Origin of the sequence: Dactylosporangium sp. NPDC051484, from assembly GCF_040689395.1 — a bacterium.
Classification (GTDB): domain Bacteria; phylum Actinomycetota; class Actinomycetes; order Mycobacteriales; family Micromonosporaceae; genus Dactylosporangium.
The window spans coordinates 14,527-29,536 of sequence record NZ_JBFAZX010000047.1 but is presented as its reverse complement, the minus strand read 5'-3'; the positions used below and the strand labels follow the sequence as shown (position 1 = coordinate 29,536).

The 15,010-nt window shown below is 69.8% G+C and carries 11 protein-coding genes; 2 read left to right on the top strand and 9 right to left on the bottom strand.

The window, feature by feature from the left end; genetic code table 11:
- Window positions 1–160: 160 nt before the first annotated feature.
- On the bottom strand, window positions 161–988 hold the full coding sequence (locus tag AB0367_RS36610) for a helix-turn-helix transcriptional regulator (protein ID WP_366231104.1): 828 nt from the start codon (window positions 986–988) through the stop codon (window positions 161–163).
- Window positions 989–1,110: 122 nt separating this feature from the next.
- On the opposite strand from AB0367_RS36610, the gene AB0367_RS36605 reads away from it, so the two are divergent.
- On the top strand, window positions 1,111–2,880 hold the full coding sequence (locus AB0367_RS36605) for an ABC transporter ATP-binding protein (RefSeq protein ID WP_366231103.1): 1,770 nt from the start codon (window positions 1,111–1,113) through the stop codon (window positions 2,878–2,880).
- Window positions 2,877–4,712: an ABC transporter ATP-binding protein gene (locus tag AB0367_RS36600; protein WP_366231102.1), complete on the top strand. Its 1,836-nt coding sequence runs from the start codon at window positions 2,877–2,879 to the stop codon at window positions 4,710–4,712. Before AB0367_RS36605 ends, AB0367_RS36600 begins: the two co-directional genes overlap by 4 nt.
- Window positions 4,713–4,792: 80 nt before the next feature.
- Here the strand turns inward: AB0367_RS36600 and AB0367_RS36595 are convergent, their stop codons facing one another.
- The 8 genes from AB0367_RS36595 to AB0367_RS36560 form a co-directional block, all read right to left on the bottom strand.
- Window positions 4,793–6,331: an ABC transporter substrate-binding protein gene (locus AB0367_RS36595; RefSeq protein WP_366231101.1), complete on the bottom strand. Its 1,539-nt coding sequence runs from the start codon at window positions 6,329–6,331 to the stop codon at window positions 4,793–4,795.
- Window positions 6,332–6,368: 37 nt separating this feature from the next.
- Window positions 6,369–7,604 carry an acyl-CoA dehydrogenase family protein gene (locus AB0367_RS36590; protein ID WP_366231100.1) on the bottom strand — a complete coding sequence of 412 codons (1,236 nt, stop codon included), beginning with the start codon at window positions 7,602–7,604 and terminating at the stop codon, window positions 6,369–6,371.
- A complete protein-coding gene (locus tag AB0367_RS36585) occupies window positions 7,585–8,913 on the bottom strand; it encodes an NtaA/DmoA family FMN-dependent monooxygenase (protein WP_366231099.1) in 1,329 nt (442 codons plus the stop codon). Before AB0367_RS36585 ends, AB0367_RS36590 begins: the two co-directional genes overlap by 20 nt.
- 72 nt (window positions 8,914–8,985) lie before the next feature.
- Window positions 8,986–9,837 carry an ABC transporter ATP-binding protein gene (locus AB0367_RS36580; RefSeq protein WP_366231098.1) on the bottom strand — a complete coding sequence of 284 codons (852 nt, stop codon included), beginning with the start codon at window positions 9,835–9,837 and terminating at the stop codon, window positions 8,986–8,988.
- Window positions 9,827–10,714 (bottom strand): ABC transporter ATP-binding protein, encoded by an 888-nt coding sequence (locus AB0367_RS36575; RefSeq protein ID WP_366231097.1) that lies wholly within the window; start codon window positions 10,712–10,714, stop codon window positions 9,827–9,829. The genes AB0367_RS36580 and AB0367_RS36575 overlap by 11 nt, the downstream gene beginning before the upstream one ends.
- Window positions 10,711–11,580 carry an ABC transporter permease gene (locus AB0367_RS36570; RefSeq protein WP_366231096.1) on the bottom strand — a complete coding sequence of 290 codons (870 nt, stop codon included), beginning with the start codon at window positions 11,578–11,580 and terminating at the stop codon, window positions 10,711–10,713. The genes AB0367_RS36575 and AB0367_RS36570 overlap by 4 nt, the downstream gene beginning before the upstream one ends.
- A 1-nt stretch (window position 11,581) precedes the next feature.
- The gene (locus AB0367_RS36565; protein ID WP_366231095.1) at window positions 11,582–12,589 is read right to left on the bottom strand and encodes an ABC transporter permease; all 1,008 of its coding nucleotides are present in this window, start codon (window positions 12,587–12,589) and stop codon (window positions 11,582–11,584) included.
- A gap of 47 nt (window positions 12,590–12,636) precedes the next feature.
- Window positions 12,637–14,412: an FAD-dependent monooxygenase gene (locus tag AB0367_RS36560; protein ID WP_366231094.1), complete on the bottom strand. Its 1,776-nt coding sequence runs from the start codon at window positions 14,410–14,412 to the stop codon at window positions 12,637–12,639.
- Window positions 14,413–15,010: the final 598 nt, after the last annotated feature.

Below are 15,010 nucleotides of genomic sequence, written 5' to 3'. Positions count from 1 at the left end.
CGGCGCCAGCCGAGACCACTCCGCATCAGAGAGATCAACCGCCATGAGGGAGAACACTACCGCCCAACAAGATCCGTCAGACAGGCCCTAGCCTTGCCTGACCCAGGGTAGGTGCCGCCTTGACCGCGCGGCAAGGCACGGCTACGCCAACCGGTGTCGCCTACGCGCCGCGATGTTGCCGATCCGCCGCGCCGGCTGACGATTCGCCGCCTGGCCCGTCGACATCCGGCGCCAGCGACAGATGCCGCTCGACACGGGCGTCGGCGTTGCCGAAGTAGGCGGCGGGAGTGTGGCCGGTGAGGCGGCGGAACGCGGCGACGAACGCGCTGGCGGTGGCGTAACCGACGTGCTCGGCCACCCGCGCGACCGGCTGCCCTTCGGCGAGGTAGGCGATGGACGCCTGCAGCCGGGCGTGCGCCCGCCACTGGGTGAAGGTCATGCCGGTCTCGGCCAGGAACAGCCGCAGCAGGGTACGCGAGCTCGACCGCACCGCGCGGGCCAACTCCTCAAGGCTGCGGCGATCGGTCGGATCGGCCAGGATCAGGTGTGCCACCTCCCGTGCCCGCTCGTCGGCGGGCAGCGGGAGTTCGATGGTGGCTTTCTCGACCGGGCGGAGCACGTCCAGCAGCACGGCCTCACCGTGGGAGCGGGTGGCCTCGGTCAGCTCGCCGGCGAGGTAGGTGATCAGGTGCCGGGCCAATGGTGGTACGGACACGACGGTTGGTTCGCTCCACGCCACCGGGCAGCCGGCCGGCTCAAGATAGATGCCCTGCATGATCGAGGTGCGCAGCGCGATCGACGCATGCCACACACCGCCCGGAATCCAGAGCGCGAGCGTCGGGGGCAGGACCCAGTAGCGGTCCTCGACATCGACCATCAGCACGCCACTGTGTACCCAGGCCAGCTGGTGCGCTTTGTGCACGTGCCGGTCGAACTTCTGCCCGCGGGCCATGTCGAAGCGGGCCAACCCGATCGCACGAGCACTCACCGCCGCCTCACCCCTTCGTGCTCGTCCACTCGCCGTCGCCGACATCATCGTGACTGATAGGCGATAGCGATTGGCGTACTACTGCGTTTACGCCAAGGTTAGGTGAACCTAACGTCGACACGGTGACCGCCCCCGCCACTTCCCTTCCCGACGCGGCCGACCGGACGACCGGCGCACCGGGTACCGAGCTGTCATCGCCACGCGGCGTGTTGTGGCGCGCGATCGGCTCGCGGCGACGCGATCTGGTCGCCGCCTCGGTGTTCTACAGCACGCACCAGTTGGGCGAGGCGATGGTGCCGGTCATCATCGGCGCGACCATCAGCGACGCGGTGCAGCACGGCGATTGGGCAGCGATCGGCGGCTGGCTGGCCGTGCTCGCCGGCGACTTCGCATTGCTGTCGCTGTCCTACCGGCTCGGCGCGCGGGCCAGCATGCGGGCCAAGCAGCACACCGGACAGGTCGTGCGGATGTGGCTGAGCGACCGGGTGGTGCAACCGGCCGGCGGGATTCGCAACACCCCCGGCGACCTGCTCAGCCGCGCCACCAGCGACGCCGGCCGGGTCGGCGCCTTCGCCGGGATCCTCGCCACCGTCATCGCCGCCGCCGTCGTGCTGGTCGTGTCGACGCTGCTGCTGCTGCGCTTCTCGCCGCTGCTGGGCTCGATCATCGTCGCCGGTACCGTCGTGCTGCTGATCGTCCAGAACCGCGTCTCCGGGCTCTTGCGCCGCCGCAGTGCCGTGGAGCAGCACGAACAGGCCCGCAGCACCGCGCTGGCCGAGGACCTGATCCGCGGGCTGCGGGTGCTCAAAGGGATCGGTGCCGAGCGCACCGCCGCGAACGAGTACCGGCGCGTGAGCCAGGGCGCGATGCGGGCGGCGTTGCGCGCGACCTCCTCCGCGGCCACGATCTCGGCGGTCGGGTCGCTGCTCAGCGGGATCTACCTGACCGTGATCGCGGGCGTCGGCGGCTGGCTGGCGCTCTCCGGGCACCTCGGGCTCGGGCAGCTCGTGTCCGCGCTCGGTCTGGCACACTTCGTCATCGGTCCGATGCGGGTCGTTTCCGGCGCCAGTCCCGCCTACGCCCGGGCCCTGGCCTCGGCCGGTCGTGTTCACGAGGTCCTCGTCGCCGAACCCGCCGTGTCACCGGCAGCTCCTGACCAGGGCGCGCAAGCGCGTCCCGACGTCGGTTCCGGCCTGGCGTTCGAGGCGGTGCGCGTGCTCGATACCGGCCCTGCGCTCGACGCCGTCCTGCCGGCGAACGGGATGGCCGGTCTGGTCTGTGCCGATCCCGTCGCCGCGGCCGCGGTGCCGGCCCTGCTGGCCCGCGAGTACGACCCATCGGCCGGACGGCTCCTGCTCGGCGGCCCGGACATCGGCTGGCATGACATCGCCACGCTGCCGCTGGAGACGCTGCGCACCGTGGTGCTCGTGTGTCCGCACGACACGGTGCTGCTGCCCGGCAGCATCGCCGGCAACCTGCGCGTCCTCACCGGCGACGAGGGCGCGGTGGCGGCAGCCGCGCACGCGGCGTTCGCCGACCAGGTCATCGACGCCGTGCCGGACGGCGCGAACACCAGCGTCGGCGACCGCGGGGAGACGCTCTCCGGCGGTCAGCGGCAACGCATCGCACTGGCCCGCGCCCTCGCGGCCGGTTCGCCGGTACTCGTGCTCCACGACCCGACCACCGCCGTCGACGCGGCCACCGAGGACCGCATCGCCGAGCGCGTCCGCACGCTGCGCACCGGGCGCACCACCCTGGTGGTCACGACCAGCCCGGTCTGGCTGTCCCGTTGCGACCAGGTCATCTACCTCGACGCGAACGGCTGCCGGACCGGCACACATGCCGAGCTGTCAACCCGCGTCCCCGCCTACCGGGAGACGGTCGCCCGATGAGCACCGGCACCACAACGGCGCTGCTGCCGGTCGCCACTGGGCGACAGGTCCGCCGCTACGTCCAGACGCTGCTGCGCGGGCGCTGGAAGTGGCTGGCCGCCACGATCGTCGTGATGATCGGCGACAGCGCTCTCGGACTGGCCGGGCCGATCGCGATCGGCCAGATCACCCAGGCCATCGCTGAGCACAAGTCCCCCCACGCGCTCCTCGGCCCGATCGTCCTGCTCGCCGCCGCCACCGTCGCGGCCGCGGTCACGGGGTGGGCCTCGACCGTACTGCTGGTTCACGTCGTGCTGCCGGGCGTGGCGCGGCTGCGCGAAGCCACCCTCACCACCGCTGTGCGGTTGCCGGTCGACGTGGTCGAGGCCGGTGGCATCGGCGACCTGGTCTCCCGCGTCTCCGGCGACGTCGAGCGGGTCAGCGACGCCGCCGAGGGCGCGCTCGGCAGGTTCCTCGCCGCCGGGCTCGCCATCCTGTCCACCCTGGTCGGGCTGGCCAGCCTCGATTGGCGCCTCGCGCTGGCCGGCCTGCTGGTCGTCCCCGTCCAGGCACACGCGCTGCGCTGGTACCTGCGCACCTCCCGGCCGATCTACGCCGGCGGGCGCATCGCCGACGGGAAACGGGCCTCCGCCATGCTCGCCGGCTTCACCGCCCTGCCCACCCTGCGGGTATTGCGGCTCGGCCAGCGCCAGCGCGACCGGATCGCGGCCGCATCGACCGAATCCATGCAGTACGAATTCCGCGCCATCCGCACCGCGACCCGCTTCTACGGACGGCTCAACGTCGCCGAGTTCATCGGGCTCGGCGCGATCCTGCTCGTCGCGTTCGTCCTCGTCCGCGACGGCACGGCGAGCATCGGGGCCGCCACGACGGCCGCGCTGTTCTTCGCCGCCCTGTTCAACCCCATCAACACCGTGCTCGGCGTGTTCGACAGCATCCAGCAAGCCACCGCCAGCCTCGCCCGCCTCGTCGGCATCACCACCACCGACGCCGAAGCGCGCCACCGGACCGGGGCGAGCGTCGCAGCCGACGCACGACCCGAGCCGGCGCCCGCCGGGTCCAGCCCAGCGTCTACGGCCCCGGCCCGGCGGCCCGCACTCGACGTGGACAGCGTCCGGTTCGGCTACCCCGGCAGGCCCGACGTGCTGCACGACATCACCCTGCACCTGCCACCGGGCCGGCACGTGGCCATCGTCGGCGCCACCGGCTCCGGTAAGTCGACCCTCGCGTCGCTGCTCGCCGGGCTGCGGCAACCACACGGCGGCCGGGTCACGCTCGACGGCACCCCCGCCGGCGACCTCGACCCGAACCGCCTGCACCGGACCATCGCGCTGGTCACCCAGGAGACCCACGTGTTCGCCGGGACCATCGCCGACAACCTGCGCCTGGCGCGGCCCCAGGCAACGACCGACAACCTCACCGCGGCCCTCGACGCCGTCGGTGCCGGCTGGATCACCACCCTGCCGGACGGCCTGGACACCGCCGTGGGCAGCGGGGGCGCTGCCTTGACCGCCAGCCAGGCCCAGCAACTCGCCCTCGCCCGGCTGCTGCTGCTCGACCCTGCCATCGTCGTACTCGACGAGGCCACCGCCGAAGGCGGCAGCGACACCGCCCGCGCCCTCGACCACGCCGCCACCGTCGTCACCCGGGACCGCTCCGCGGTGGTCATCGCCCACAGCCTGTCCCAAACCGCGACCGCCGACACCATCCTCGTCATGGACGCCGGCCGCATCGTCGAGCACGGCACCCACGACGACCTGCTCAACGCCGGCGGTTCCTACGCCGCGCTGTGGGCCGCCTGGTCGCAACCCCGCTCGCGAGCGCGACGTTGACGTTCACACCTGGTCGTACGCGCCGGCGGGCTCCGGTCGCGTGGTGGCGCGACGGGAGCCCGCGTGCTACGGAGTCGGGGTCAGGAGATGGTCACGCCGCGAAGGCTGATCTGGCCAGGGATCTTCGGCAGAGCGGAGACCTTCGTGTCGGTGATGTACGGCCGCGGCGTCGCGTACGTGTAGATGTTCGGATTGGATCGGATGCCCGCGAGCGTCGCCGCCTGGAGGTTCTTCTTCAGGTCGGGTGAGTCCAGTGGCGTCTCGCGGACCTTCTTCAAGGCCGCCGTGAACTCCGGTGACTGGTACGGGCCGCTGAGGTTCAGCGGGCCGCCGCCGAAGTTGGCGGTAAGGGTCTGCTCGAACGAGTCGCGCCCGGCATAGCTGTAGTTGGAGATCGAGAGCGACTTCTGGAAGAACGGCACCGACCAGTTCGGGTCGACCTTGATCTCCAGGTCGACGCCGACGGCGGCGAACTGCGCCTGCGTGAGCTCCACTGCCGGCAGGGCCGTGGCCACGACGAACGGAACCTTCAGGCGCTTGTCGGTCGTGTTGTAGCCGGCCTCGGCGAGCAGTTGTTTGGCCTTCTCAGGGTCGTACGGCCACAGATCCTTCGCTTCCGGTACATAGGCCGCGTAGGTCGATGGGTACGGCTGGTCGGTCGGTTCGGCGTAGCCGAAGGCGGCCTTCTCGACGAACTCCTGGTTGTTGATGGCGTGGTGCAGCGCCTCGACCACCTTGGGGTTGTCGAAGGGTGCCTTGTTGCGGTTCACCGGGATGAAGTAGCCCTGATAGCCGTAGCCCCAGTCGTCGAGCACCTGGAGCCCGGCCTTCTTGGCCGCGTCGATCTGGCCGACGTCGGCGATCGCGAAGTTGTACGAACCGGTTTTGATGGCCTGGACGATGCTGTTCGGGTCGTTGCCGAACGCGATCTCGATCCGGTCGATCTTGATCTCGTCCGCGGCCCAGAAGTCAGGGTTCTTGACGAGGGTGAGGCTGGCCTCGGGGACGAGCTTCGCCACCTTGAACGGGCCCGAACCGACCGGGTTCGAGACGCCGAGCTTGTTGACGTCCTCCTCGGCTGCCTTCTTGCTGGGGATGAGCCCGCCGCCGCGGACGCTGAGCAGGACCGGGATCTGGAAGTCGGCCTGGGTGAGGTTGATCCGGAACGTCCGCTCGTCGATGACGTCGACCGACTTGATGGAGTCCAGGTCACCGGCGAGCTGCGAGTTCTTCTGGGTCTTCGACCGTTCGATGTGGTACTTCCACGCCGCGGCGTCGACCGGTGTGCCGTCGGTGAACTTCAGACCGGACCGCAGGTGGAAGGTGACGGCGTCACCCGCCTGGTTGTACTCCCATTTCTCGGCCTGCTCCGGCTGCGCCTGGCCGTGCTCGTCGAGCCGGGTGAGCGTGTCGTAGATCAGCCCCAGGTACTGCGTCGTGCGGGTGCTGCCGGCGATCACCGGGTCCCAGTTTCCGACGGTCCAGGTGCCGGCCCAGCGCAGCACCTTCTCCCCGGCGGCCGAGGCCGAACCGGCGCCGCCTCCACACCCGGCCAGCAGGAGGCTGGCGCCGAGCACCAGCGTCGCAGCCGCGGCGCGTCCTCTTCGTAAATGTTTCACCGTCGGTTGATTCCTTTCAATGGCGCCGCGGGGTGGGCTAGAAGTAGACCCCGAGCGGCGGTGTCGTTCCGTCAAGTTCGTACGCGCCGAGGATTCGGTGCTTGTAGATCGTCGGGTTGTGGGAGGCCAGCACCTTCAGGTTTCGCCAGTGCCGGTCCAGCGCCCGGGTGGTGCTGAGCGTGCTGCCGCTGGCGACCTTGGTGAGCGCGTCGATGACGTCGAGGGCGAGCTCCTCGACGGTGATCTTCGCCCGGATAGCTGCGAGGGTGGCCTCCAGCGACGCCGCGAAGTCCGTCGGGACGGCGAACGCCCGCTCCAGCAGTTCGGCCGCCGCACGGATCGTCGCGGTCGCGGCGAACGCTTTCGCCGAGGCGACACCGATCGCGGCCTGGATGACGGGTTCGTCCTGCACTCGCTCAGCGGTGCCGTGGTAGTAGTTGCGCGACCGGGTGCGGACGATTTCCACCGCGTCGGCGAAGGCCCGGTTCGCGATCCCGGCGACGACCGTCGTCAGATACACCTGGTTGAACGTGAAGGTGTACCGGGGGTAGTCGGGGTCGGGAGCCGGCCGCTCCACGAAGTCGTCCACGGTCACGCGGACGCGGTCGAACGCGATCGATCCCGAGCCGGTCAGCCGCTGCCCGAAGCCGTCCCAGTCGTCGGGCAACTCCACGCCGGCGCGGTCGGTTTCGATGAGCACCGATTGCTGGGTTCCGTCGTCGAGCGTGACCCCGGCGACGAGATAGTCAGCGTAGATGCTGCCGGTGCTGTAGTACCGGCGGTCGGTCAGGAGGAAGGCACCATCCGCCTGGCGCTCGAACGCCGACGTCGCCGCCTGCGCCGAGCTGCCCGTCTCCGCCTGCGCCGCGCCGCCGAACAGGTTGCCGTCGCGGGCAAGTGCGAGGATCCGTGGTGTGCTCGCCGTCGGCGACAGCAGATGCTGTTCAACGGCGGCGTAGTGGTTGCGCAGGCTGTGCGCGAAGTTGGAGTCCGCCGCCGACAGGTCCAGCACCAGCTCGAAGAACTCGGAGAGCGGGAGCCGGCTGCCGTCCTCGCGGGGAAGGCGGACAGCGCCGAGGCGCAGCGCACGCAGCTGTGGCCGGAGGTCGCTGAACAGCACCCGTTCGGTGTCGCGACGCGGTGCGTCGGCCCAGAGCCGGGTGATGAGCTCGCTCAGCCCGAGCCGCTCACTGACGGCGGTGACCTTCGGCGTGGCCGGGGCCGCGGCGGCCTCGTGCCGCGGCCCGCCCGCGTCAGTGGCTGTCAACGTCATCGATGCCGAGGTTGCCGCGGAACGTGGTGCTCTCGTACTCCTTGCGGAAGCGGCCGCGCTGCTGCAGCTCGGGCACGAGCCAGTCGACGAGGTGCTCCAGGCCGTCGGTGTAACGGTCGATGTTGAAGTTGAATCCGTCGCACGCGTCGGTGTCGATCCAGTCGAGAAGGTCGTCGGCGACCTGCTCGGGCGTGCCGACGATGATCCGGTGACCGCCGGTGATGTGCTGCAGGAGTACCTGCTTGGCCGTCAGGTTGCGGGCCCGGGCGTCCTCGACCAGCTTCGCACGACGGATGATCTCCGTCTTGTTCTCCGGGTTGTCGAGCGGGATCTTGTCGTAGGGCAGGGGCTGGGACAGGTCGAGGATCGACGCGTCCACGTCGAGGGTGACGGCGAGCGAACCCTTGATGTGCTCGAGGTCCAGCTGGTCGTCGAGGTCGGCCTTGCGCTGGATCGCCTCCGCCTCCGTCGAGCCGAGCACCGGGTACACGCCGGGCACCACCAGGAGCTTGGCGGGGTCACGGTGCCACTTCTCGGCGGCGAGCTGCTTGACGTCGCCGTAGAACTGCTGCGCCTGCGGCTTCGTCCAGTGGCTGGTGAACAGGGCATCGGCCCACTTCGTACCGAACTGCTTGCTCAGCTGCGACGCTCCCGCCTGCAGCAGCACCGGACGGCGGCCACCGTAGCCGGCGGTGACGCCCAGCGTTCCGGCGGCGCGGAAGTGTTCGCCCTGGAAGTCGATCGGCCGGAGCTTGTCACGGTCGATGTAGACCGTGCGCTCCTTGTCGGCGACGACGGCTGCGGCCGGCAACGAGTCCCACAGCTGCGTGACGATGCTGACGAACTCCTCGGCCCTGTCGTACTTCGCCTCCTGGGGCAGCGCCTCGTCGAGGCCGAAGATCCTCAGCGTGTGGTCGTTCTGACTGGTGATGATGTTCCACGCCGCACGGCCCTTGCTCACGTGATCGAGGCTCGCGATCTGGCGGGCGACCGTCGCGGGGTTGCCGTAGAGGGCCGGGATCGTCGACACCAGGCCGATGTGCCGCGTGTGGGTCGCCAACGCGGCCAGCAGCACGGACGGGTCCAGCGCGCGGAACGGGCGCTTGTAGGCCTCTTCGTTCAGCCCGCCGTGGTTGTCGGCGAGAAAGATGCCGTCGATCAGGCCGCGCTCGGCGGTCTTGGCGATCTCGATGAAGACGTCAATGTCGGTCGACAGCGTTTCCGGATCGGGCAGCGTCTTCCATGACGCGTTGTGTCGTCCGGTCGCCAGAAGGTTGATGGCGAGGCGGACCTGTTTCGGCTGTGACATGGTGCTCCTAGACGTTGACGGTGCTTGGTGGGGCTGGCGGAGGCGTAGGCCGGAGGTGCTCTTGGGCTCGTGTCAGCCGCCGTCGAGCAGCCGGCGCAGTTCGTCGCGCTCGGCACGATTCACGGCGCCCGTGGTGAGGGTCGGCGCCGAGCCGATGAGCAGGCGTGCGTAGGGATGGCGTGGGCGTCGCACGACGTCCGCGGTGGACCCCGTCTCGACCAGTTCGCCGCGGTACAGCACGAGAACGCGATCGGTGACACCGGCGACCGAGCCCAGGTCGTGCGAGATGAACAGCATCGACACCCCGCGGTCGCGGAGCCTGTTCAGCAGTGTCAGCACCAGCACGCGGTTGGCGGCATCGAGCGCGCTCACCGGCTCGTCCATGATGAGCAGTGCCGGATCGGTCACCAACGCACGCGCGAGCAGGATGCGCTGGCGTTGCCCACCGGACAGCTCGCTCGGATAGCGGTCGAGCAGTTCCGGTTCGAGCCGGACCAGCTCGAGTTGCTCGGCGATGCGTTCGTCGATGGCGTCCGCGGAGAGCCGCCGCTGCAACTGCAGGGGTTCCCGCAGGGTCGCCCGAATGGTGAGCTCCGGGTCCAGACTGCGCAGCGGGTCCTGAAAGACGTACTGGACGCTGCCGTCCCGGCGCAAGGCGCGCCACTGGCGGCCGGTGAAGGCGGTGACATCCTTGCCGTCCACGACGACGCGCCCGGCGCTCGGCCGGACCAGGCCGACGATCGCCCGAGCCAGCGTGGTCTTTCCCGAGCCGGTCTCGCCGATGAGTCCGACCGACTCGCCGCGCCGGACCTCGAAGGTGGTGTCCCAGAGCACCTGGGTACGGTGCGTGCGGCGGCCGTAGTGCACGTCGAGGCCCTCGACCTGCAGTAACCGGTCCTGCGCGGGAGCGTCGTTACGAGACACGGTCGGTCTCCTCAGCCCCGGCCTGGAGCGTGTCCAGGTCGCTGCCGTCGGGCTCGTCCGCTGCGGCGAGGTACCGTTCGAGACCGTACCGTTCGTGTTCGCCGACGAGCAGCTTGGTGTATTCGTGCGTGGGGGCGAAGAGGATCTGCTCGGTGGGGCCGTGTTCGACGACCTCACCGTCGCGCAGGACGAGGATCTCGTCGCAGAGCTGGGCGACGACGGCGAGGTCGTGCGAGACCACGACGAGCGACAGGCCGATCCGGAGCCGGAGGTCGTTGAGGAGGTCGAGCACCGCGGACTGGACGGTCACGTCGAGCGCGGTGGTGACCTCGTCCGCGATCAGCACCTGCGGGTTGAGCGCGACGGCGGACGCGATGAGGACGCGCTGGAGCATGCCCCCGGAGAGCTGGTGCGGGTACTGCGCGTAGACCAGTTCGGGGTTACGAAGCGCGACATCCCGGAACAGCTCGATCGCGCGGGCCTTGGCGGCCCGCCGGGAGAGGCCGCCCTTGACCCGCAGGATCTCGGCGACCTGTTTGCCGACACGGATCGACGGGTTCAGATACGACGCCGGGTCCTGGAAGACCGCGGCGATCACCGATCCGCGCAGCGCCCGCCAGTCCTTGGGCGTGAGGGTGGTGACGTCGCGGCCGAGCAGGTCGACGTGGCCGCCGCTGATGCTGAACCGGTCCGGCAGCGTGCCCAGGATCGCCCGGCAGGTCAGGGTCTTGCCGCTGCCGGACTCGCCGACGATCCCGACGACACGGCCGCGGCGCAGCTGGAAGGAAACACCGCGCACCACGTCGGTGGCTGACCCCGGCCAGCTGATCCGCAGATCGTCCACGGTGAGCAGCGCGGGTGCCTCGTCGGGGTTCATGCCGCACCGACCTTGCGCTTGGGCAGGGGCCTGGCGACGTCAGCGAGCAGCACGCGTCCCGACGCACCGGACACGTCGCGGATGGCATCTGCGAGGAGGTTGAAGGCCCATACCGTCAGCAGGATCGGGACGATCGCGTACAGCGGTGCCCAGGGCCGGTAGGCGAGGTAGTTCAGATCCGACGCCAGAACGCCGCCCCAGCTGGGGTCCGGTGGCTGGACGCCGATACCGAGGAAGGTCAGGCTGGCGACGACGATGAAGCCGGTACCCATGGCGTTGGCGAGCGTCGCTGTCATCGGCGGCAGGACCTTGAGCAGCACGTGCTTGCGCACGACCCAACCCACCGACGCCCCGGCGAGGACGGCGGCCTCGACGTACTGCGACTGCGCGACGGACAGTGTGGCGGCGCGGGTCACCCGGTAGAACATCGGCGCGACGAGGAACCCGACGGTGAACATGGCCTGCGGGATGCCGTTGCCCAGCAGCGCCGTGATCGCCACGGCGAAGACCAGGAACGGCAACGCGATGAGCGTGTCGATGAGCCGGAGGGAGAGCCACTCGAAGGTCCGGCCGAGATACACCGACAGGACGCCGGGGACGGCGCCGGCGACCAGTGCGATGATGGCCACCTCGACGGAGCCGAGCACGCTGATCGTCGCTCCGGCGAGCAACCGGCTCAGCAGGTCCCGGCCGAGGTAGTCGGTGCCGAACCAATGCGCGCCGCTGGATCCGCCGAACACCAGGTCGCTCTTCGCGAGCGGGTCGTACGGCGCGATGTGCGGCCCGAGTATCGCGAGCAGCAGGATCACGCTGAGCAGGCCGACGGAGATCCGGCCGCTCCTGAGTTTGAGCACTCTGCTCAGCACGTCAGATTCCTCTCGAAGCGGCGGGGATCAGACGCGCGAGGATCACGTTGACCAGCAGGTTGAACGCGACCACCAGCACAATCGCCAGGACGAGCACCCCTTGTACCGCGGGGACGTCGCCCCGGTTGGCCGACGCCGCGGCGAACTGGCCGTAGCCGGTGAGCCCGAAGATCGCCTCGGTGACCACCGCGCCGCCGATGAGGTTCGGGAACTTGAGGCCGAGGATCGCCAGCGTCGGGCCGACCGCGTTGCGCAGCACGTGCACGAAGAAGATCCGTGCGCCGCTCAGGCCGCGCAGGACCGCGCCGGTCACGTAGTTCTCGCGGTACGCCTGAATCAGTCCGATCCGTAGCTGCCGCGCGACGTCGGCCACCGTGTCGAAGCTGAGCGCGATCGCCGGCAACCAGAGGAACCGCAGCCAGCCGCCGATGCCGCCTTCGGCGATGGTCATGTATCCGGCGGCCGGCAGGAGCTTGAACGTAGCGGCGAAGACCGCTACCAGCAGGATGCCGACGACGAACGCCGGAATGATGGCCATGAGCGACGTGAAGCCGGTGATGAGCCGGTCGATCCACCGGGTGTGGAACCGCGCCGCGACGCCGCCGAGCACACCGCCGGCGACGATGCCGATGACGAGGGCCAGCAGCGCGACCGAGAGGCTGACGGCGGCCCGGTCGACGAGCAACTCCGTGATGGCCGCGCCGTTGTACCAGCTCTTGCCCAGGTCGCCGTGGACGATGGCGCCGAGCCAGTCGAGGTACTGCGTGACGAACGGGCGGTCGAGTCCCCATTCGTGGTTCAGCTCGTCGATCTGCGCCTGTGTCGCGTCGTCCGAGAGCTTCAGGTGCGCCGGGCTCAGCCCGCTCAGACCCTGCAGCCCGAACGTGATGAAGGTGGCCATGAGAAAGACCGTCACGAACACGACGGTTGTCTGCAGCAGGAACCGCACGGTGAGTCTGGTGCGCGCGAAGCGGTGCAGCCGTACCGCTTCGGTCCGGCGTCCCCGCACGATTTCCGGTGGCCCCGGTGCCGGGGGAGCGGCCGTCGAAGTGGTTGTCATGACGGCTTGGCGACGCCGAGGACGTGGTCGAGGATCGTCCCCGGGTCCACGTCGGTGCCGTTACCGCGCCAGGCCACGTGATGGTCCGGCCGCAGGAGCGCGTACCGCGCGCCGTAGACCGCGCGGGCATCCGCGTCGTCGAGCTGGATGACGTCGATCTCGATGGACCGCTCGGCGGCGGCCTTCTGGAACGCCTCGACCGTGTCATGTTCGTCGGAGAGCACCAGCAGGGCGAGATGGGAGCCGAGCCGGTCGTAGACAGTGCCGCCGAACGGGTCGATGTTCCCGTTCGGAGCGCGGTGGCCGGGACGGGCGGTCGGCGTGTAGCGGCGCGGGTCCCAGGCCGGCACGTCGCCCGGTCCGGCCGGCTCATGCCAGATCACCGGCGACGTGTCGTAGCGTTCATCGAAGATCACGCCGTCCTGCGGGCCGGCCTCGCCGCGCAGTACCGCGCCGATCTGAGCCCGCCGCGCGTGCGCGCCATCGCTGAGATCGTCGTCGGATGGGAACCCGAGCGCGCGGGCCTGCGCAATCGCTCGTTCGTTCGCCACCGCGCGCTCCTGCGCGACGCTCGCGACGCGGTGGTTGTGGGTGCGGCGTTCCTCGTCGTAGGAGTCGAGCAGCACCTCGCCGGCGTCGCCGCGCAGGACCGCCGCGACCTTCCAGCCGACATTGGCGACGTCGCCGAAGCCCTCGCCGAGGTTGCCGCCCGGTGCGCGGACGTGCGCGGCGTCGCCGACCAGCAGTACCCGGCCCTTGCGGAAGGTCCGTGCGATCCGCGTGCTCTTGTAGAACGGCGTGAGGCTGACGATCTCGGCGTCGACCCGCGTTCCGAAGGCCGCGTTCGCGAGTTCCAGCAGTTCGGCCTCGGCCGGCTCGGCGCCGAGGGGGTAAGGGCCTGCGTACAGGCGCCATTCGTGGTCGCTGATCGCCGCCAGGAAGCCGTCGAAGCGCTCGTTGACGACAACGTTGGTGCCGCTCAGAGTCAGCCCGATGTCAGCCGGGTACTCGCGTACGCGCACGATGAAGCGGAAGTGGCGTTCTGCTGCCCGCTCGCCGTCGCGCTCGATGCCCGACAGCCGCCGGACGTCACTTCGGCCACCGTCGGCGCCGATGACATACCGCGCGCGCACCTCGCGACGCTCGCCCGAGCCGACGTGCTCGACCACGGTCGTGATGCCGGTGCCGTTGTCGTGCAACTCGACGACTCGCCATCCACCGGCGACCGGGACGCCGTCGGCGGCGAGCTTGCGCAGGAACGCCTGTTGGAGCACGGTCTGCGGGCGGCGGATCGGATCCTCGAAGGAGTACTCGCTCCCGTGGCGCTTGCCGAACGACCGGCTGGGACCCGGCCCCAGGTCGTGACCGACGAGCGAGGTACGCAGCCGGTTGCCGGTGTTCCACTCCGGCGGAAACGTCCATCCCTCGCGGATCGCGTCGAGCACGCCCCACCGGCGAAACAGCTCGACCACGCGGGCGGTGTGTGACATGGCCCCGGCCCGGACCAGGCTGGCGGACGTGGCCGCGTCTACCACGGCGACCTCGACGCGGTTGCGCGAGAGTTCCAGTGCGCTGGCCAGGCCGGACGGGCCAGCACCGACCACAAGGACGCTGGTTTCGCGAGGCGGCTCGGCCCGCGGAAACTCGACCGTGTCAACGGTACGCCAGCCACGGTTGATTTCATGCTTTACGACCACACAGGGCTCCAGTACAGAGTGGGTGATCAGAGGTACGCAGACGTCGATCGTGGGCCGACTCGGGCCAACGATCATGTCTTATGCTTGATCAGCGACGCGTGACCGTGCGCGGACAGCCGTCCCCCATGGATGGGCGCAACTGCCTCACGGAAACGTGTCAGCGTCGGGCGGCGACAGCCGCCGAGGTGATTGGACGCGACGTGCGTCCGAGATCGGGTCTAGGTCAACAGGCGGCACTAGCAACGCGGAGCAGATCGACACACCGCTCGCGGGTCAGAAGTAGCGTCCGAGCCATGTGATCTAGCGTCCATGCAAACTCCTACTATGTCAATCGGAGTAGTAGGACTTTGTGTCCTACGCCACCTCGCAGGTTCACATGGGCAGAATCATGGCAAAGACCGGTTTTCACACGATGTCGCGGCATCCGCGGCGCCGGCGCGGCCCGCTTCGGCGACCGGCCGGAGCGCGATCGCGAAGCGGCTGCGACAGCAGATCGGCGCGCGCTACGGCGGCGCGGCTCGGCACGGACGGGCGGCTGACGGTCGGCGTGACGATCGAGGAGGCCGGCGCGGCGGGTGCGCGTCGCGGGCGCCACGGCGCGGGCCGGTGACGCACGGCTAGGCCGAGCTGGACGGGATCAAGGCGCGGCTGGACCACAACGGCAAGGTTGGAG

What these genes read in the sequence shown, in the direction of transcription:
- AB0367_RS36600 (WP_366231102.1), top strand. Translation starts at nt 2,877, where the DNA reads ATGAGCACCGGCACCACAACGGCGCTGCTGCCGGTCGCCACTGGGCGA.
- AB0367_RS36590 (WP_366231100.1), bottom strand. Translation starts at nt 7,604, where the DNA reads ATGACGTTGACAGCCACTGACGCGGGCGGGCCGCGGCACGAGGCCGCC.
- AB0367_RS36560 (WP_366231094.1), bottom strand. Translation starts at nt 14,412, where the DNA reads ATGATCGTTGGCCCGAGTCGGCCCACGATCGACGTCTGCGTACCTCTG.
- AB0367_RS36575 (WP_366231097.1), bottom strand. Translation starts at nt 10,714, where the DNA reads ATGAACCCCGACGAGGCACCCGCGCTGCTCACCGTGGACGATCTGCGG.
- AB0367_RS36585 (WP_366231099.1), bottom strand. Translation starts at nt 8,913, where the DNA reads ATGTCACAGCCGAAACAGGTCCGCCTCGCCATCAACCTTCTGGCGACC.